The 18,485-nt window shown below is 70.7% G+C and carries 14 protein-coding genes; 10 read left to right on the forward strand and 4 right to left on the reverse strand.

What is annotated here, in order from left to right:
• Nucleotides 1-65 precede the first annotated feature (65 nt).
• The 7 genes from ligA to gatB all read left to right on the forward strand — a co-directional run bounded on the left by ligA (nucleotide 66) and on the right by gatB (nucleotide 9,878).
• Complete coding sequence (gene ligA, locus ACFHVL_RS17570; protein ID WP_416629105.1) at nucleotides 66-2,210, forward strand: NAD-dependent DNA ligase LigA; 2,145 nt, start codon at nucleotides 66-68, stop codon at nucleotides 2,208-2,210.
• A 190-nt stretch (nucleotides 2,211-2,400) separates the two neighbouring features.
• Nucleotides 2,401-4,566 (forward strand): putative bifunctional diguanylate cyclase/phosphodiesterase, encoded by a 2,166-nt coding sequence (locus ACFHVL_RS17575; protein ID WP_416629106.1) that lies wholly within the window; start codon nucleotides 2,401-2,403, stop codon nucleotides 4,564-4,566.
• An 81-nt stretch (nucleotides 4,567-4,647) separates the two neighbouring features.
• Nucleotides 4,648-4,947, forward strand: a complete 300-nt coding sequence (gatC, locus tag ACFHVL_RS17580) for an Asp-tRNA(Asn)/Glu-tRNA(Gln) amidotransferase subunit GatC (protein WP_416629107.1) — start codon at nucleotides 4,648-4,650, stop codon at nucleotides 4,945-4,947.
• Nucleotides 4,948-4,949: 2 nt separating this feature from the next.
• Entirely contained in the window at nucleotides 4,950-6,428 is a 1,479-nt protein-coding gene (gene gatA / locus ACFHVL_RS17585) for an Asp-tRNA(Asn)/Glu-tRNA(Gln) amidotransferase subunit GatA (protein ID WP_416629108.1), read from the forward strand.
• 8 nt (nucleotides 6,429-6,436) lie between these two features.
• Complete coding sequence (locus ACFHVL_RS17590; protein WP_416629109.1) at nucleotides 6,437-7,828, forward strand: AAA family ATPase; 1,392 nt, start codon at nucleotides 6,437-6,439, stop codon at nucleotides 7,826-7,828.
• Nucleotides 7,828-8,331, forward strand: a complete 504-nt coding sequence (locus tag ACFHVL_RS17595) for a hypothetical protein (protein ID WP_416629110.1) — start codon at nucleotides 7,828-7,830, stop codon at nucleotides 8,329-8,331. Before ACFHVL_RS17590 ends, ACFHVL_RS17595 begins: the two co-directional genes overlap by 1 nt.
• A gap of 41 nt (nucleotides 8,332-8,372) precedes the next feature.
• The gene (gene gatB, locus ACFHVL_RS17600; RefSeq protein WP_416629112.1) at nucleotides 8,373-9,878 is read left to right on the forward strand and encodes an Asp-tRNA(Asn)/Glu-tRNA(Gln) amidotransferase subunit GatB; all 1,506 of its coding nucleotides are present in this window, start codon (nucleotides 8,373-8,375) and stop codon (nucleotides 9,876-9,878) included.
• Between the two features lie 283 nt (nucleotides 9,879-10,161).
• On the opposite strand, the gene ACFHVL_RS17605 is transcribed toward gatB, so the two are convergent.
• Both ACFHVL_RS17605 and ACFHVL_RS17610 read right to left on the reverse strand, forming a co-directional pair.
• Nucleotides 10,162-11,811, reverse strand: a complete 1,650-nt coding sequence (locus ACFHVL_RS17605) for a metallophosphoesterase family protein (RefSeq protein ID WP_416629114.1) — start codon at nucleotides 11,809-11,811, stop codon at nucleotides 10,162-10,164.
• Between the two features lie 45 nt (nucleotides 11,812-11,856).
• Nucleotides 11,857-13,038 carry a PQQ-dependent sugar dehydrogenase gene (locus tag ACFHVL_RS17610; protein ID WP_416629115.1) on the reverse strand — a complete coding sequence of 394 codons (1,182 nt, stop codon included), beginning with the start codon at nucleotides 13,036-13,038 and terminating at the stop codon, nucleotides 11,857-11,859.
• Nucleotides 13,039-13,223: 185 nt separating this feature from the next.
• Here ACFHVL_RS17610 and ACFHVL_RS17615 point away from each other — a divergent pair, with 185 nt between their 5' ends.
• Entirely contained in the window at nucleotides 13,224-13,523 is a 300-nt protein-coding gene (locus ACFHVL_RS17615; RefSeq protein ID WP_416629116.1) for a DUF1540 domain-containing protein, read from the forward strand.
• A gap of 81 nt (nucleotides 13,524-13,604) precedes the next feature.
• On the opposite strand, the gene ACFHVL_RS17620 is transcribed toward ACFHVL_RS17615, so the two are convergent.
• Nucleotides 13,605-14,078, reverse strand: a complete 474-nt coding sequence (locus tag ACFHVL_RS17620; RefSeq protein WP_416629118.1) for a GNAT family N-acetyltransferase — start codon at nucleotides 14,076-14,078, stop codon at nucleotides 13,605-13,607.
• An 88-nt stretch (nucleotides 14,079-14,166) separates the two neighbouring features.
• Between ACFHVL_RS17620 and ACFHVL_RS17625 the strand changes: the two genes are divergently transcribed.
• Nucleotides 14,167-15,093 carry a 2-hydroxyacid dehydrogenase gene (locus tag ACFHVL_RS17625; RefSeq protein ID WP_416629120.1) on the forward strand — a complete coding sequence of 309 codons (927 nt, stop codon included), beginning with the start codon at nucleotides 14,167-14,169 and terminating at the stop codon, nucleotides 15,091-15,093.
• On the opposite strand, the gene ACFHVL_RS17630 is transcribed toward ACFHVL_RS17625, so the two are convergent.
• A complete protein-coding gene (locus ACFHVL_RS17630; protein ID WP_416629121.1) occupies nucleotides 15,087-15,488 on the reverse strand; it encodes a PH domain-containing protein in 402 nt (133 codons plus the stop codon). The two genes, ACFHVL_RS17625 and ACFHVL_RS17630, sit on opposite strands and share 7 nt — an antisense overlap.
• 231 nt (nucleotides 15,489-15,719) lie before the next feature.
• On the opposite strand from ACFHVL_RS17630, the gene ACFHVL_RS17635 reads away from it, so the two are divergent.
• On the forward strand, nucleotides 15,720-18,377 hold the full coding sequence (locus tag ACFHVL_RS17635; RefSeq protein ID WP_416629123.1) for a putative bifunctional diguanylate cyclase/phosphodiesterase: 2,658 nt from the start codon (nucleotides 15,720-15,722) through the stop codon (nucleotides 18,375-18,377).
• Nucleotides 18,378-18,485: the final 108 nt, after the last annotated feature.

Here is an 18,485-nt window from a genome sequence, read left to right on the forward strand (position 1 = left end):
GTGCCCCCGGATGTCGGTGCCGACCGATACCGTGCGCAGGTAGGTCCGATCACGGAGGTCAGCCGGTGTCCGAGGAAGTCGTCCCGCAGCAGGTCAGCGCCGCCCAGGAGGCGCAAGCCGGGGAGGAGCCAGACGCGTCCGCCCGGGAGCGGCACGCCACGCTCGCCGAGGAGATCGACCGGCACCAGTTCCGTTACCACGTACTCGACGCGCCGGAGATCTCCGACGGTGAGTACGACCGGCTGATCCGCGACCTGAACCAGCTGGAGGATCGGTACCCGGCGCTGCGTACCCCGGATTCGCCGAGCCAGCGGGTCGGTTATGCGTACGCCGACCAGTTCGCGCCGGTGAGCCACGCCGAGCGGATGATGAGCCTGGACAACGCCTTCGACGACGAGGAGCTGGCCGCGTGGGCGGAGCGGGTGGAGCGCGACGCCGGCGGCCCGATCACCTACCTGTGTGAGTTGAAGGTCGACGGCCTCGCGATCAATCTCACCTACGAGCGGGGCGTGTTGACCAGGGCGGCCACCCGGGGCGACGGCCGGGTCGGCGAGGACATCACCCCGAACGTGCGGACCATCCGGCAGATCCCGGAGCGGCTGACCGGCGAGGCCCCCGAGCTGCTGGAGGTCCGCGGCGAGATCTACTTCCCGGCCGAGGCGTTCGCCGAGCTCAACGCCAGCCTGGTCGCCCAGGAGAAGGCACCGTTCGCCAACCCGCGCAACGCCGCCGCCGGCTCGCTGCGGCAGAAGGACCCCCGGATCACCGCCGGGCGCGGGCTGCGCATGGTGGTGCACGGCATCGGGGCACGCCAGGGCTTCGACGCGGTACGCCAGTCCGAGGCGTATCAGCGGCTCGCCGCCTGGGGGCTGCCGATCAGTCAGCGTTGGCAGGTGGTCGACGACCTGGCCGGGGTGCGCGGGTTCATCGACCACTTCGCCACCCGCCGGCATGAGGTCGAGCACGAGATCGACGGTGTCGTGGTCAAGGTCGACGAGGTGTCGGTGCAGCGCCGGCTCGGCTCCACCAGCCGGGCGCCACGGTGGGCGATCGCGTACAAGTACCCGCCAGAGGAGGTCAACACCCGGCTGCTGGACATCAAGGTCAACGTCGGGCGGACCGGCCGGGTCACCCCGTTCGCCGTGCTGGAGCCGGTCAAGGTGGCCGGTTCGACGGTCGGCTTCGCCACGCTGCACAACGCCGGTGAGGTGGCCCGCAAGGGAGTGCTGATCGGCGACATGGTGGTGATCCGCAAAGCTGGCGACGTCATCCCAGAGGTGGTCAGCCCGGTGGTGGATCTGCGGACCGGCGCCGAACGGGAGTTCGTGATGCCGGGCGACTGCCCCGAGTGCGGCACCGAGTTGCGGTACGAGAAAGAGGGCGACGCCGATATCCGGTGTCCGAATCTCGACTGTCCTGCCCAGTTGACCCGTAAACTGGAGTATATTGCCGGCCGCGGCGTGCTCGACATCGAAGCGCTCGGCGAACGGTCGGCGATCGCCCTGGTCGATTCCGGTGCGGTGAACACCATTGCCGCCCTATTCGAGCTGGATGCCGACCAGCTGTCCACGGTGGAATTCTTTCGCAACCAGAGCGGTGGGCTGAGCGAAAACGCCAAGAAACTGCTGGTCAATCTCGACGAGGCGAAGCAACGCCCGCTGTGGCGGATCATTGTCGCGTTCTCGATCCGCCACGTCGGCCCGGTCGCGGCCCAGGCGCTCGCCCGCGAGTTCCGGTCGATCGACGCCATCGCCGCGGCAGAGCAGGAGCAGTTGGTCGACGTCGACGGCGTCGGCCCGGTGATCGCCGCGGCTGCCGCCGACTGGTTCGCCGCCCCGCACGCCCAGGAGGTCGTCCGGCGCTGGCGGTCCGCCGGGGTACGGATGGCGGACGACGCCGACGACGAGGCGGCACCGCGTCCGCTGGCCGGCGTCACCGTGGTGATCACCGGGTCGCTCGTCGGCTACTCCCGCGACGAGGCAGCCGAGGCGGTCCAGTCCCGGGGCGGCAAGATCAGCGGCTCGGTGTCGAAGAAGACCGGATTCGTGGTGGTGGGCGAGAATCCGGGATCGAAATACGACAAGGCGGTGTCACTGCGGGTCCCGGTGCTCGACGAGGACGGCTTCCGGGTGCTGCTGGCCGAGGGTGTGGAGGCGGCTCAGACAGTGGCCCGCAGCGAGCCGCAGACCACGGTGAACAGCCCGGAGTAATTGGCGTACGACATTGGCGGCCGGCCGGCGGAAATCCTCCGGTCGTCCGCCCGACTGCGTCTCAAATCAATCACGACCGCGCTTCGGCACTGACCCGCCGGCCGGGCATCCCTAAGGTGTAACCGTCGGCGGGATGCCCGGCCGGCGCAGCGAGCCGGCAGCTGGCCACAGGAGCGCGACGGGAGGGCACATGGAGGCCGCGGCATTGCGGAACTCCGTTCCTCCCGAGCGCGCGCCCGTGTTCTTCGGCTACGTCGGCGGCGTCACCGCGGCGGCGGTCACCGTGTGCGCCGTACCGCTGCTCACCCTGCCCGCCCAGGTGCCGCAGCTACCGGTCGCGTTCTGGCTGATGGCCCTGCTCGCCGTGGTCGGCGACGCCCGACCGTTCACTCCACTGGGCCGACGTCGACGCTCCGAGGTCTTCCCGTCGGTCTGCTTCACCTTCGCGATCCTGCTCGCCTGGGGTCTCGGCCCAGCGGTCGCCGTTCAGGTGGTCGCGGTCGGGGTCTTCGCCTGGCGGGCCCGGCACGCACCGTGGCGGGCGTTGTTCAACAGCTCGCAGTACGCCCTGGCGCTCGCCGCCGCCGCATTGGTCGCCGCGCTGGCCGGCCAGGGCGCCTTCGCCGGCACCACCGACCTGCGCTGGAGCGACGTGGCGGCGGCGGTCGGGGCTGCGGCCGCCTGGTCGGCGGTCAACTACAGCACCGTCACGATGGCGATCCGGTTGCGGTTCGGCGGCCGGTGGTGGCGGTCCGCCCGGCGCGGGCTCGACTTCGAGCTGCTCTCCACGGGATCGCTCCTGCTGCTCGGGCCGGTGCTGGTGGTCGCCGCGCAGGCCGACCCGGCGTTGATCCCGTTGGTCCTGGTGCCGATCTACGCCGTCTACCGGATGGCCGCGCTGGCCAGCGAGCAGGAACGGTCCGCGCGACTCGATCCGCTCACCGGGCTGGCCAACCGCAAGGCGCTGATCGTCGAGATCGCCGACCAGGTGCCGGTGCACGCCGACGCGTCGCGGCGTGGCGCGTCCGACGGCCGGATGGCGCTGCTGCTGCTCGACCTGGACCGGTTCAAACACGTCAACGACGCGCTCGGCCATCTGGTGGGCGACCGGCTGCTCGTCGAGGTCGGGTTGCGGCTGGCGATGGTGGTCCGTCCGCAGGACCTGGTGGTCCGCCTCGGCGGTGACGAGTTCGCCATCCTGGCCACCCGGCTGACCGGTGCCGACCAGGCCCGCGACATCGCCGACCAGGTGGTGACCGCGTTGGCCGAGCCGGTCGCCCTGGACGGGCTGCCACTGGACGTGGGCGGCTCGGTCGGCATCGCGCTCTACCCCGAACACGGTGAGGACTTCGCCACCCTGCTGCAGCACGCCGACGTGGCGATGTACGACGCGAAGGACACCGGCGACGGTACGGCCGTCTACGCCGCCGAGTCCGACCACAACTCGCCGGAACGGCTCAGCCTCCTCGCCGACCTGCGCCGGGTGCTCGACGTCAACGGCGCCCACGCCGCCGACCCGGGCCGGGAGGTCGACGACGTCGGTGAGATCACCATGTACTACCAGCCGCAGATCGAGATCGCGAGCGGTGAGGTGGTCGGGGTGGAGGCGTTGCTGCGCTGGCGGCACCCGCGCAGGGGCATGGTCGACCCGGAAGAGCTGATCAAGGTCGCCGAACAGAGCGCCGTGATGCGCCTGCTCACCCGCCGGGTCGTCGACGACGTCGTCGAGCAGCTCGCCAAGTGGGCGACGACCGGGATCAAGCTCCGGGCCGCCGTCAACGTCAGCGTCCGTGACCTGCACACCGGGGAGATCGTCGACCAGATCGCCGACCGGCTCAACCGCTACAACCTTTCGCCCGACCAGCTCCAGTTGGAGATCACCGAAGGCGCGCTGATGGCCGACCCGCGTCGGGTGCTGGCCACCATCTCCCGACTCGACACCATCGGGGTGGCGATCGCCCTGGACGACTTCGGCACCGGCTACTCGTCGATGCAGCACCTGCGCCGGCTGCCGCTGTCCGAGGTGAAGATCGACCGTTCGTTCGTGCTCGGCATGTCCGACGACACCGACGACGCGGCGATCGTCCAGTCGGTGATCGAGCTGGCTCGGGCACTCGGGATGCGGGTGGTCGCCGAAGGCGTCGAGGACGAGGCGTCCTGGCGGCGGCTGCACGCGCTCGGCTGCCATGTCGCCCAGGGCTGGTTCTACGCGCGGCCGATGCCGGCCGACGAGTTGGCCAGCTGGCTGGCCCGCTACCGCCCGCTGGCCCCCGGCCGGCCGCCCGGCCCGTCCGACGACCCGCCCGGCCCGTCCGACGACCCGCCCGATGAGTCGCCCGGCCCGGCGGAGAAATAGACTCGTCGGGTCCGGCACCGGCGTGCCACGCTGCGCGAGGATCCGGGCCAACCGTTCGATCACCGTACGAAGGGGGCGTAGATGGCCGCCATCTCCCGCGAGGACGTCGCGCACCTGGCGCGACTGTCGCGGCTGGCCGTGACCGAGGACGAACTGGCCACGTTCGCCGGCCAGCTCGACGTCATCCTCCAGTCCGTGGCCCGGGTCGGTGAGGTCGCCGCCGACGACATCCCGCCCACCTCGCACTCGGTTCCGCTGACCAACGTGCTGCGTGAGGACGTCGTCGTACCCGGTCTGGACCGTGCCGACGCGCTCGCCGCCGCACCCGACGCCGAAGACGGCCGGTTCCGGGTGCCGCGCATCCTGGACGAGGAGGTCTGACCATGTCCGAACTCACCGGGATGTCCGCCGCGCAGCTCGCCGGGCTGATCGCCGACGGCAGCACATCCGCCGTCGAGGTCACCCGCGCCCACCTCGACCGGATCACCGGCGTCGACGAGCGGGTCCACGCGTACCTGCACGTCGACACCGACGGGGCGCTCGCCGCCGCCGGGGCCGTCGACGCCGCCCGCGCAGCCGGGCAGCCACTCGGCCCACTGGCCGGCGTGCCGATCGCCGTCAAGGACGTCGTCACCACCAAGGGCGTGCCGACCACCGCTGGGTCGAAGATCCTCGACGGCTGGCGGCCGCCGTACGACGCGACGATCGTCGCCCGGCTGCGCGCCGCCGGCATGCCGATCCTCGGCAAGACCAACATGGACGAGTTCGCGATGGGCTCGTCGACGGAGTATTCGGCGTACGGGCCGACGTACAACCCGTGGGACCTGACCCGGATTCCCGGCGGATCCGGCGGCGGCAGCGCGGCCGCGGTCGCCGCGTTCGAGGCCCCGCTGGCGATCGGGACCGACACCGGCGGGTCGATCCGCCAGCCCGGCGCGGTCACCGGCACCGTCGGTGCCAAGCCGACCTACGGCGGCACCTCCCGGTACGGGCTGATCGCCTTCTCCTCCTCGCTGGACACCCCCGGCCCGTGTGCCCGGACCGTGCTCGACGCGGCCCTGCTGCACGAGGCGATCGCCGGACACGACCCGCGCGACTCCACCTCCATCCCGGCCGCCGTGCCACCCGTCGTCGAGGCCGCCCGCGCCGGTGCCTCCGGCGACCTGACCGGAGTACGCCTCGGCCTGGTCACCCAGTTCACCACCGGAGACGGTGTCGAGCCGGGAGTGCAGGCGGCGTTCCGTGACGCCGTCGACGCGCTGACCAAGCTGGGCGCCGAGATCGTCGAGATCTCCTGCCCGCACTTCAGCTACGCGCTGCCGGCGTACTACCTGATCGCGCCGAGTGAGTGCTCGTCCAACCTGGCCCGCTACGACGGCGTCCGCTACGGGCTGCGCAGCGGCGACGACGGCAACCGGTCGCTGGAGGAGGTCATGTCACTGACCCGCGACCAGGGCTTCGGCCCGGAGGTCAAGCGGCGGATCATGCTCGGCACGTACGCGCTGTCCAGCGGCTACTACGACGCCTACTACGGGCAGGCGCAGAAGGTCCGGACCCTGATCACCCGCGACTTCACCGCCGCGTTCGAGCAGGTCGACGTCCTGATCTCGCCGACGACGCCGTTCGTGGCGTTCCCGCTCGGGGCGCGCACCGCCGACCCGTACCAGATGTATCTGGCCGACCTGTTCACCATCCCGACCAACCTGTACGGCGGCCCGGCGATCTCGGTGCCGTGCGGGCTGGCCGACGGGCTGCCGGTCGGGTTGCAGGTGATGGCGCCGACGATGGCCGACGACCGGATGTACCGGGTAGCGGCTGCCCTGGAGTCGGCGGTCGGCACCCTCACCCCGCCGGAGCTCTGAGCCGCGACGTGCTGACCCGGATCGAGATCGACGGCTTCAAGTCGTTCCGCGACTTCACGCTGGACGTGCCGCCGTTTCTCGTGATCATCGGGCGGAACGCGGCCGGCAAGTCGAACCTGTTCGATGCGATCCAGTTCCTGTCCCGGCTTGCCGACGATCCGCTGCTGGAAGCCGCCCAGCAGATGCGCGGCGATGTCGCCGACCAGTTCCATCGGCACACCGACGGCAGCCAGATGCCGGTGATGACCTTCGCGGTCGAGGTCCTGCTGGGATCCTCGGTGACCGACGCGTTCGGCGACACCGCCGAGGTCAACCACTCCCGGCTGCGCTACGAGCTGGAGATCGAGCTGCGGTCGACCGGGCCGGGCGGGTCTCGTCGGCCGTACGTCGTGCGGGAGGCTGCGCACCGGATTCGCCAAGGTGACGACGCCGCGTGGCGCAAACGTACGCGGCGGTGGCGGGAGTTGACGGACTACAGCAGCCAGGGCCGGGAGCTGCTGGAGACCGAGCAGGACGAGCAGGGGCGCGCGATCTTCAGTATCCGGCCGCAGGGCAACCAGGGCCGCAAACGGAAACTGCCGGCGACGGCGGCGACCGCGAGCGTGCTGTCCAGCCTGACCACCGCCACCGACTTCCCGCTGCTGTACGCGCTCAAGCGGGAGCTGCAGTCGTGGCGGTTGCTGCACCTCGACCCCAGTGCGTTGCGTACCCCGGACTCGTACGACGATCCGGACAGCCTGGCACCCAATGGTGCGCATCTGGCGAACACCCTGCGGTATCTGGCGGCGGCGACGGGGACCGACGATCGGCCCGACGGCGCACTGAACGATCTGTCCACCGATGTGGCGGCGGTGATCCCCGGAGTGCTCCGGGTCCGGCTGGCCGAGGACGAGGCACGCCGGCAACGGCAGGTCGAGGTGGTGACCCGCGACGAGGCGCCGTTCTCGGCCCGGGTCGCCTCCGACGGGACACTGCGGGCGATCGCACTGCTCGCCGCGCTCTACGATCCGCGCGGTGCAGGGCTGATCTGTTTCGAGGAGCCAGAGAACGGCATCTTCCCGCAGCGTCTTGCCAAATTCGTGCGGTACCTGCGGGCGCTCGTCGAACGGTCATTGGAGCAGCGCGACGACGCGGGCGGCCACCGGCTGACTCAGTTGATCCTGAGTAGCCATTCGCCAGCGATCTTGCGGGCGTTGGACGCGGGCAGCGACGGAAGTTGGACCGACGCGATCTTTCTCGACGTCGTCACCCGGGTCAACAAGCCTGAGCCGCGCAGCCGGGTCACCCGCAGTCGCCCGATCGGCGGCGGCCAGCTGGCGCTGGACCTGCCCGACGCCAGCGGTGTGGTCAGCAAGGCCGAGATCGCCGAGTTCGAAGTCCTGGAGATGCTGGATCGCTGATGCGCTATCTCTCCACCGCGTTGCTCTCCGAGGGCATCAGCGACGATCAGTTCCTGCCCAACCTGCTGGTACGGGCGTTGACTGAACTGTGCGAGGCCGAGTTCATCGATCAGGTCGAGGTGGCGGACGTTCAGCCGTTGCGGGATCGGCCCGGCCCAAGCACGGTCGACGAGGCGATCGCCATGGTCGAGCGCAACGATGGCGCGTTCTCGGCAGTCTTCTACCACCGCGACCAGGGCGCTAACCCCGATCGGGTGCAGAAAGAGTGGCTTGATCCGCTCCGGAAGCGCTGGGCCGACCGCGGGGAGCAACTCGTCGCGGTAGTCCCGGTCCGGGAAACCGAGGCATCCGTCGGGGACTACCTTGGCCAACTCGGCGACTACGTCGACCTCGGCAGGCTGCAGCAGGTGCCGGCGTACCGGCGGTGGTGGGCCGACACCCGGCAGGCTCTTGTCGCGCTCGGGTACCGGCCGATCGATGAGCGGAACCCAGGTGGACACTAGGCTGGTGCGGTCGGTGCCGCGCCGAGAGTTGGAGCTGTGAGATGAGCACGACCGCGTTGCCCACGTACGAGGATGTCGTCGCCCGCTACGAGCCGGTGATCGGCCTGGAGACGCACGTCGAGCTGGGCACCAACACCAAGATGTTCTGCGGCTGCCCGACCGAGTTCGGCGCCGAGCCGAACACCCAGGTCTGCCCGGTCTGCCTCGGCCTGCCCGGCTCGTTGCCGGTGGCGAACAAGGCGGCGATCGAGGCGACGATCCGCATCGGGCTGGCGCTGAACTGCTCGATCGCCAGCTGGTGCCGGTTCGCCCGGAAGAACTACTTCTACCCGGACATGCCGAAGAACTATCAGATCAGCCAGTACGACGAGCCGCTGTGCGTGGACGGCTGGCTGGACGTCGAGGTCGACGGCGAGCTGGTGCGCATCGGCATCGAACGGGTGCACCTGGAGGAGGACACCGGTAAGACGCTGCACGTCGGCGGCGCGACCGGGCGCATTCAGGGCGCGACGGAGTCGCTGGTCGACTTCAACCGAGCCGGCATCCCGCTGGTGGAGATCGTCACCAAGCCGATCCCGGGCACCGGGGACCGGGCGCCGATGGTGGCCCGCGCGTACGTCACGGAGCTGCGGGACGTGATCCGCTCGCTGCACGTCTCCGACGTACGGATGGAGCAGGGTTCGCTACGCTGCGACGTCAACACGTCGCTCACCCCGGCCGGGCAGACCGAGTGGGGCACCCGCACCGAGACCAAGAACGTCAACTCGCTGCGGTCGGTGGAGCGGGCGGTACGCGCGGAGATGCTGCGCCAGGCGTCGGTGCTCGACACCGGGGGCCGGATCGTGCAGGAGACCCGGCACTTCCACGAGGACAGCGGCGACACCACGTCGGGCCGGTCCAAGGAGACCGCCACCGACTACCGCTACTTCCCGGAGCCGGACCTGGTGCCGCTCGCCCCGGACGCCGACTGGGTGGCCGCGTTGAAGGCCGCCCTGCCGGAGCTGCCCCGGGTGCACCGCAAGCGGCTGCAGGAGCAGTGGGGACTGACCGACCACGACATGCAGTCGGTGGTCAACGCCGGCGCGGTCGAGCTGATCGAGCGGACCATCGCCGCCGGCACCACCCCGGCCGGGGCCCGCAAGTGGTGGCTGGGTGAGCTGGCCCGCCGGGCCAACGAGACCGGTGCCGAGCTGGCCGCGCTCGGCGTCACCCCGGCGCACGTCGCCGAGCTGCAGGGGCTGGTCGACGCCGGCAAGCTCAACGACAAACTGGCCCGTACGGTGCTGGAAGCGGTGGTCGCCGGGGAAGGCACGCCGACCCAGGTGATGACCGCCCGTGGTCTCGGCGTCGTCTCCGACACCGGTGCGTTGACCGCCGCTGTCGACGAGGCGATCGCCGCCAACCCGGACATCGCGGCGAAGGTCCGTGACGGCAAGGTGGCGGCGGCCGGTGCGCTGGTCGGCGCGGTGATGAAGACGACCAAGGGGCAGGCGGACGCGCGTACCGTCCGGGAGCTGATCCTGTCCCGCCTCGGCACGCAGGGCTGACAACTGCCAGGCTGAGCGCTGCTCAGCGACACAGCAGGTACCTCACCGCGTCTGCGGGAGCTACCTGCTGTGTCGTTCGGGGTCAAGATCAATGTGAGCACTAGATACCCTAAAATCGAGTCTTAGGGTATCTAGTGCTCACATTGATCTTGATGATCGGGCGAAACGGCCCGGTCCAACCGGCAGGCGGTTCAGACAGCGGTGCGGCGGCGTGACGGGGCGATCTAGAAGGATCGTGGTCGATACTCCGGCGAGATCCTTCTAGATCGCGGCTGGTTGCGGGTCAGGACGGGCTGGGTGCGGGTGGGCCGGGCACCGGGCTGCCCGGGTCGGCCTCTGGGTCGGCCGGGTCGGGTGTCGGGGTCGCCGACGGGTCCACCGGGTCCGGCTCGACCGGGCCGGCGATCACGTGCCGTTCCAGGGTGACCTGGGCCTGGCCGGTGCCGCCGACCTGGATGTCGTCGTGTGCCTGCAGCCGCTGTTCGGCGTCGAAGTACAGCACCGACATGGCCAGCGGGGTCGGCTCCTCGCCTTCGAGGCCGCGCAGTCCGGCGCCGCCGGTCGAGCCCTCCACCATCAGCAGGGTCGACTGCTCGCCCGGCACCTGGGCGAGTTCCCGGACCTCCCGGTTGTGGGTGTGCCCGGCCAGCACCAGCGGGGTGGTGCCGGACAGCGGCCCGGCCGACACCGGGTCGTGCACCAGGGCGATGTCGACCGGCTCGGCGGAGCCACGGACCGTCGCCGCGAGCTGCTCACCGACCCCGATGACCTGCTCGGCGACCGGCCTGGACAGCCCGCCGTCAGCTGGACTGGTCTGCTTGTCCGGGGTGAACCGGGGGTCGCCGATGCCGGCGATGGTCAACCCGGCGACCGTGGTGATCTCGTTGTCCAACACGATCGCGTTCGGCTGACCGGCCACCGCCTCCTGGGTGCGGATCGAGTCGTGGTTGCCGCGGATGAAGACGTACGGCACGTCCAACTGTGCGATCGAGGCGACGTAGGTGGCCTCCGGTTCGCTGCCCCAGTCGGTCATGTCGCCGGTGTCGATCACCAGGTCGATGTCGAACTGCTCGACCACCGTACGGATCATCGGCCAGCCGGTCGGGTTGAGGTGCATGTCCGACACGTGCAGCACCCGGGTACTGCCCTCGGCCGCCTCGTACACCGGCAGGGTGGAGACCGTCGTGTAGATCCGGCTGACGTTGGTGACGATGTGCTGCAGTTGTTCGGCGTACCGGTTGTAGTCGTTGGCGATCTGCTGCACGTCGCCGACCACGGCCGGCGCGTTGACCAGCAGCCCTTCGTAGCGTGGTTCCTCGATCGCGTCGGGGCGGATGGTCAGCGCGGCGACGCCGATGCTGCCGCCGGCAATCAGCAGTGCGAGGGTGCCGGACCAGGCGACCCGGCGGGTGTCGCGGAAGACCAGCGCCGCGAGGATCAGCGTGGTCAGCACGGCGACCGCGATGGTACGGATGCCGAGTCGCAGCACCCCGTCGGTGACGTCGCCGACCACGGTCTGGCTGGCCCGGGTGATCGCGTACGGGTCGTCGAGCAGCGCGAGGGTGCGGACCTGGTCGAGAGAGCCGAGCTGGATGGAGAGCTGCACGGGGCCCTGATGGCTGTCCACGTGCAGTGAGCCGAGCGGCGGGATGGCGACCGTGGTGCCGCCGTCGACCGCCGGGGTGACCGACATCTCGGCGCGAAACGGCCCGATGTCGACGTCGACCCGGGCGCCGAGTAGCAGCCCGATGACGACGCCGGCCAGGCTCACCGCGACGACGGCCAACGCGACACCGATCCGCCGGGTCGGTCGGGAACGGGCGGCCCGGCCGAGTCCACGGCCGGTCACGCGGGCGGCTGATCCGATCCGCCGCCCGGCGTGGGCCATTCGTCGACCGGAGCTCTTCCGGCCAACTGTCTGTTCGTCGCTCATGGGGAGATCATGCCTGCCTGGTAGGGGTGACGGAGATGCGGTGGGTCAGCTGCGGCCGGCTCCGCCATCGGCGAAGACCAGCCGCAGGATGCGGTCGTCCGCCGGCTCCGGGTCGCCCCGGCCGTCCTGGTTCGACGTGGTCACCCAGACCGATCCGTCCGGTGCCGCGACGACGGTCCGTAGCCGACCGTACTCCTCGGTGAGCAGCGCGCGGGGCTGACCGAAGACGGTGCCGGCTTCGGTCAGTTCGACCAGCCAGAGGCGTTCGCCGCGCAGGCAGGCGGCGGCGAGGATCCGGTCGACCACGGCCGCCCCCGAGCAGGAGGACTCGTCGGTCGGCCAGACGACGAGGGGGTCGACGAATCGATCGTCGTCGCCCTGACCCTCGACCTGTGGCCAGCCGTAGTTGCCGCCCGGCTCGATCACGTTGATCTCGTCCCAGGCGCTCTGGCCGAACTCGGTGGCGTAGAGCCGGTCTGCGGCGTCCCAGGCGATGCCCTGCACGTTGCGGTGGCCGAGCGACCAGACCAGGGAGTCGGGAAACGGGTTTCCGGGTGCCGGGTCGCCGTCCGGGGTCATCCGCAGGATCTTGCCGCCGAGGCTCTCCTGATCCTGGGAGAGTCCGGTGTCGGAGGCGTCGCCGGTGGTGGCGTAGAGGAACCCGTCGGGCCCGAACGCGAGCCGGCCGCCGTTGTGGATGCCGGACAGCGGGATGCCGGTGACGATCGGGTCCGGCTCGCCGCCGAGGGTGAGTCGGGCGACGCGGTTGTCCTGCGTGGTCGAGTAGTAGATGAAGATCGTCTGGTCGGTGGCGTACTTGGGGGAGACCGCGATGCCGAGCAGCCCGCCTTCGCCGCCGCCGTCGACCTCGTCGATGGTCTGGACCTCTGCGACGGTCAGCCCGTCGGTGTCGGAGCCCGGCCCGACCTGCAGGATCCTGGCGCTGTCCCGTTCGGTGACCAGAGCGCCGCCGTCGGGCAGGAAGGCTACCCCCCAGGGCACCTGCAGGCCGCTGGCCAGGACGGTGACCGCGATCTGCTGGTCGATGCCGCCGCCGGTCGGTGTCGCGGTGGGGGCCGGGAAGGTGGGGGACGTCCCGGCCTGGTCCGGCTCCGGCTCGCCGAACGTGCAGCCGCCGGCGAGCAGCACGGCGGTCAGGCTGGCGGCGGCGGTCACGGTGGTCGCGCGGCGCGACAGACGGCGGCGGTACGGGGGGCGAGCGTTCACTCGCAACAGACTAGTCCGCCGAGGCGGGTCCGCACGGAACGCCATCCCATCGAAAAGTTAGGTAAGCATATCCAAAATCGTACAAATTGAATAAAAGCCTACTAAATCCGCTATTCGGAATACAGTTTCCGCATGGCGGCGGAGCCCGTCGCCGACACCGATGTTGCCGATCGAGGAGGATCACCATGACCGCGACGATGGAGATGCCGCGGGTGCAGGAGTGCACCGCCGTCGAATGCGCGTACAACCAGCACGAAGGTTGCCACGCCTTCGCCATCACCATTGGCAGCGAGGCGGACAGCGCCAGCTGCAGCACCTTCTTCGACATCTCCACCAAGGGCGGCCTCGACGCGGTGATCGCCCAGGTCGGAGCCTGCAAGCGGGCCGACTGCCGGTTCAACGCCGAGCTGGAGTGCCGGGCGCCGTCGATCCGGGTCGGGCCGAGCCGGGATATGGCCGACTGCATGACCTACGAGCCGGCCTGAGCCACGCGGTTCAGGAGCCGGCCTGAGCCGGCGACGCGTGGCCGCCCACGCCGGCAGCGGTGCGACCGGTCCGATCCCGGATCAGTGCACCACTGGGCTGCGCCGCTCCAGCAGCACCACGTCACGCCACCGGCCGTCGCGGCGGCCGATCCGCTGGCGGGTGCCCACGGTGCGGAACCCGGCGCGGGCGTGCAACGCCAGGCTCGCGGAGTTCTCCGGGAAGATCCCGGCCTGCACGGTCCAGATTCCGGCCGCCTCGGTGGACGAGATCAACGCGTCGAGCAGCCGGGTACCCACCCGGCGGCCGTGCGCGGCCGGCGAGACGTAGACCGAGTGTTCGACGACCCCGGCGTACACCGGCCGGGTGGAGACCGGGCTGACCGCAGCCCAGCCGAGCACCGCGCCGTCGTCGCCGGTCGCCACCCAGCGGTGCTGCGGTAGCCGACCGGCGTCGAACGCGGCCCAGCCCGGCGCGGTCGTCTCGAAGCTGGCCAGTCCGGTGTCCAGTCCCGCCTGGTAGATGTCGAGCACCGCAGCGGCATCATCAGCGGACATCGCCCGAATCCGGCTGCCGGCCGTTACCTCATCCCCACACATGGGACGAAAACTAGCTTAACCGGGATACCCCGCTATCGTCGGACCGGTGAAGGTCTGGATTCCCCACGAGCAAGGTCGGGAACTGCTCGGCGTGCTGCCCGACGAGGTGACGGTCGAGGTCGCGGTCGACGCCAGGCAACTGCCGTCGGACCCGGCCGACGTCCGCTTCTGGGTGCCCCCGTTCCTGTCCCATCCCGGGACGACGGAACTTGTCGGCAGGATGTCGGACCTCGACGTGGTGCAACTGCTCAGCGCCGGTGCGGACACCTGGGTCGGGCGGCTGCCCGAGCGGGTCACCCTCTGTGACGCGCGTGGCGTGCACGACTCGTCGACCGCGGAGTGGATCGCGACCGCGATCCTGACCCACGTACGGGACTTCGCCGGGTTCATCCGGGCGCAGGACCGGCGGGAATGGTCCTACGACCGGTTCGCCCCGACCGACGAGCTGGCCGGCAAGCGGGTCCTCATCGTCGGTGCCGGCTCGATCGGCGACGCGCTGCGCGCCCGGCTGACCCCGTTCGAGGTGGAGTTCACCCTGGTCGCCCGGACCGCCCGTCCGGCGGACGGCGTACACGCGGTCAGTGAGCTGCCCGACCTGCTGCCATGGGCCGACATCGTGGTGCTGATCGTGCCGCTCACCCCGCAGACCAGGGGCATGGTCGACGGGGCGACGCTGGCCGCGATGCGCGACGGGACGCTACTGGTCAATGCCGCTCGTGGCGCGGTGGTCGACACCGACGCGTTGGTCGCTGAGCTGGCCAACGGCCGGATCCGTGCCGTGCTGGACGTGACCGACCCCGAGCCGCTACCGGCTGATCATCCACTATGGTTGCTGCCGAACGTGGTGATCAGCCCGCACATCGCCGGATCAGTACGCGGCCTGCGCGCCCGCGCCTACCGGCTCGCCGGGCGGCAGATCAGCCGATTCGTCCGAGGTGAACCACTCGACAACGTGGTGACCGACGGCTACTGAGCAGCCGGCTTCTGCTGATCGGCCGGCTGCGGGTCCAGCGGCTGCCCGCTTGCCTCGATCAACCGGGGCAGGTCACCGGCGCGTACGGCGGGAAGTGCCACCTGGGCGCCGTCGGTGAGCCGGGCCACCGCCCGCCCGCGATGGTCGGTACCCAGCTCGGCAACGCGTGACCAGGGGATCCGGCGCTGCCCGATCAACGCCCGAACCTGGATTCCGGCGCTGTCGACGTCGGTACCGGCCCGGACCGCCCAGATCGCGATCGCGAGTGGCAGTAGCAGGATCGGCAGCAGGTACCAGCGGACGCTGGCCAGTGGCAGCGAGCCGACGAAGGCGATGACCGCCGCCAACATGATCGCCTGGTGCGGCCGGTACCGGACAGTTACCTTGCGGCTCATCCGACAATCCTGACATCCCACCGGTCGATCCCACCCGGCAGGTGCGCCGGCGGTCGGCGATCCGCGCGGGCACGTTCGGGAGACGGCCGTCGCAGCTCTCGCCCTGACGACATCAGCGGCGGATCGACCCGTAACCGGATGCCGGGGTGCCTCGTTGTGTCCGGCACGGGCGGTGCTGACTTGAGCGTCGTCCGATACCCCCTGACCCCTTCCGTGAAGGCGACGGCCGCCGTGCCCGAGGCATTCCCCCATCCACGTCACATCGACTCACGACCCCGGCCACACCGGGCACCAGCGGTCCGATCGACGCTGCCCGTCCTGGTCCTGCTCTGCGCGGTGCTGCTCACCGGCGGGGGTGCCGGGCTGCTCGCGCCCCCGATGGCGGTACTGGGCGCGGTCCTGTTCGGCGTCGGCGGACCAGCCTGGCGGCTGGTCCGGACAGCGTCGGCCGGGCACGCCCGCACCGGCGGCGTTCAGGACTGCCGGGGCGGCGGGCTCCTCGCCCTGGCGGCCGTCGCCGGCGCCGGCATGTTCTGCGCGGCGACCTTCGCCCCATCGGCGGTACGTCTGGAACTGGCGCTGGCCGGACTCATCGGCACGCTGCTCGGTCAGCTGGTCGCGATCCTGCTGCTACCCGGTGCCGCCGACACCTGGGCGTTGCGACTGCGGCATCTGGTGGACGGGCTGAGCCTGGGGATCAGCCTGGCCTTCGCCGCCTGGCTGCTGCTTCCGGCCGGTAACCTGCCGTCGGCCGTCCTGATCGCCGGAGTCGGCGTGATCGGCACCGGGTCGGTCGTCGTCGTCACCGTACTGAGTGTGCGCGGCCAGCGTACGTCGATGCTGTTCTGTGGCAGCGGAGCAATCGTGGTCGCTGTCGGCCTGACCGGGTGGCTGACCTGCTTCGCGTACGAAACGCCATCGTGGACCTGGTGCCCGGCGGCCGCGCCGGTGATCGCTGGGACGATGCTGATGGCCGTCGGTGCCCGGCGCGCCCGGCGCACCGGCCCGCTGCCGGCCACCCCGTCGCGGGGCCGGATCTCGGCGTACCCGTTGTTGACGGTGCCGGCGGTGGTGGCGACCGCGGCCGCCGGTTACCACCTGGCGGTGGTGGGGGCCTTCGACCGGACGTCGGTCCTGCTCGGTCTGGCGGTGATCCCGACGTTGGTGGTCCGGGAGGTGATGGCCGCGGCGGACGTGCGGGCGTACGCCCGGCGGCTGTCGGTACAGGAGGCGCATTTCCGTTCGTTGGTCTCCGGCGGCAACGACCTCACCCTCATCCTCGACGACGACCTGCGGGTGCGTTGGCAGTCCTCGGCCGCGGCCCGGCTGTTCGGGCTGGCCGACGCCGACGTGCTGGGCCGGCCGTTCACCGACCTGATGCATCCGGAGGACGGCTCCGAGGTGGCGCTGGCGTTGACCGCGGCGTCGACCGCGCGGCTGGCGCCGTCCTGGCGTACGCCGCTGGTCACCGCCCGGCTGCGCGACGGCCATGGCCGCTGGCGCGACACCGAGTCCACCATCGCCGACCAGCGGGAGGTCCCGGAGGTCGGTGCGCTCGTCGTGCACGTGCGTGACGTCGGCGAGCGGGTGCATCTGGAGCGGCGGTTGCACAAGCTCGGGTTCACCGACCAGTTGACCGGGTTGGCCAACCGTCGGGAGCTGATGCGTCAGCTCGCCGACCTCGGGGATCTGCCGGGGCACACCGGCGCCCTGCTGATCGCCGATCTGCACGGGCTCACCGCTGTCAACGAGCAGTACGGTCGGGAGACCGGCGACGCGGTACTGATCGAGGCAGGGCGCCGGCTGCGCGACACGGTGGAGCCGGACGACGTGGTGGCCCGGCTTGGCGGGGACGAGTTCGCGGTGATCACCGTCGCCGGTCCGATGCTCGCGTACGGCACCGGCGCGCGGATGCTGTCGGCGTTGCGTGAGCCGTGCCAGCTGCCCGGCGTGGTGGTCCACCTGCAGGCGAGCATCGGGATGGCCGACATCGACGGCGCCGACGGGGTCGATGCCGTACTGCGTCGGGCGGATCTGGCCCGTCGGCGGGCCCGGCAGCTCGGCCGCAACCGGTTGGAGTGGTACGACTCCTATCTGGAGGAGCAGCTGGTCCGCCGGCTGGACCTGGAAAGAGAACTGCCCGGTGCGGTGGAACGTGGCGAGCTGGACATCGCCTACCAGCCGATCGTCGACCTGACCGACGGGCAACCGGTGGGCGTCGAGGCGTTGCTGCGCTGGCGCAGCCCGGTGCTGGGCACGGTGCTGCCGGCCGAGGTGCTCGCGGTGGCCAGGGACCTGTCGCTGCTGGTGCACCTCGGCCGGTGGTCGCGGGCGGCGGCCCTGCGGCAGCTGGCGTCCTGGTCGCGTGAGGGCCACGACCTGTGGCTGGCGGTGAACGTCTCGCCGACCGAGTTGGCCGAGCCGGACTTCGTCGCGGATCTGGTAGCGCTGCTGGAGGTCCACGGAGTTGCACCGGAGCGGCTGATCGTGGAGGTGGCCGACTCGCTCGCCGCAGACGAGCAGCAGGGGATCATCGTGCGGCTGGCACAGTTGCGGACGTGTGGGATTCGGATCGCCCTGGACGACTTCGGTGCCGGGCAGGCCTCAATCGGGCAGCTGCGCCGGCTGCCGTTGGACATCGTCAAGATCGACCGTTCACTGGTGACCGATTCGACCGGCGGGACCGATCCGGTCCGTCCGATGCTGGACGTGGTGGCGGACCTCGGCCGGCGGTTCGGCCTGCAGATCATCGTGGAGGGCCTGGAGACGACCCGACAGGTGGGTCAGGCCCAGGCCGCCGGTTGCCGGTTCGGTCAGGGCTACGCCCTGGCCCGCCCGGCACCTGCCGAGCGGACCGAGGCGTTCATCGCCGACTTCCACGCCCCGTGACCCCCCACCCCTGCCCGACGATCTGACCGGTAAATCACCTGTACCACGGCGGGTTTTGGGTGTGCGGGGGTGGCCCGGTGTCGGTGGGTCGACCCGGGCGGGGTTGGG

The organism is Micromonospora sp. LOL_023, from assembly GCF_048060115.1.
Lineage (GTDB): Bacteria > Actinomycetota > Actinomycetes > Mycobacteriales > Micromonosporaceae > Micromonospora_E.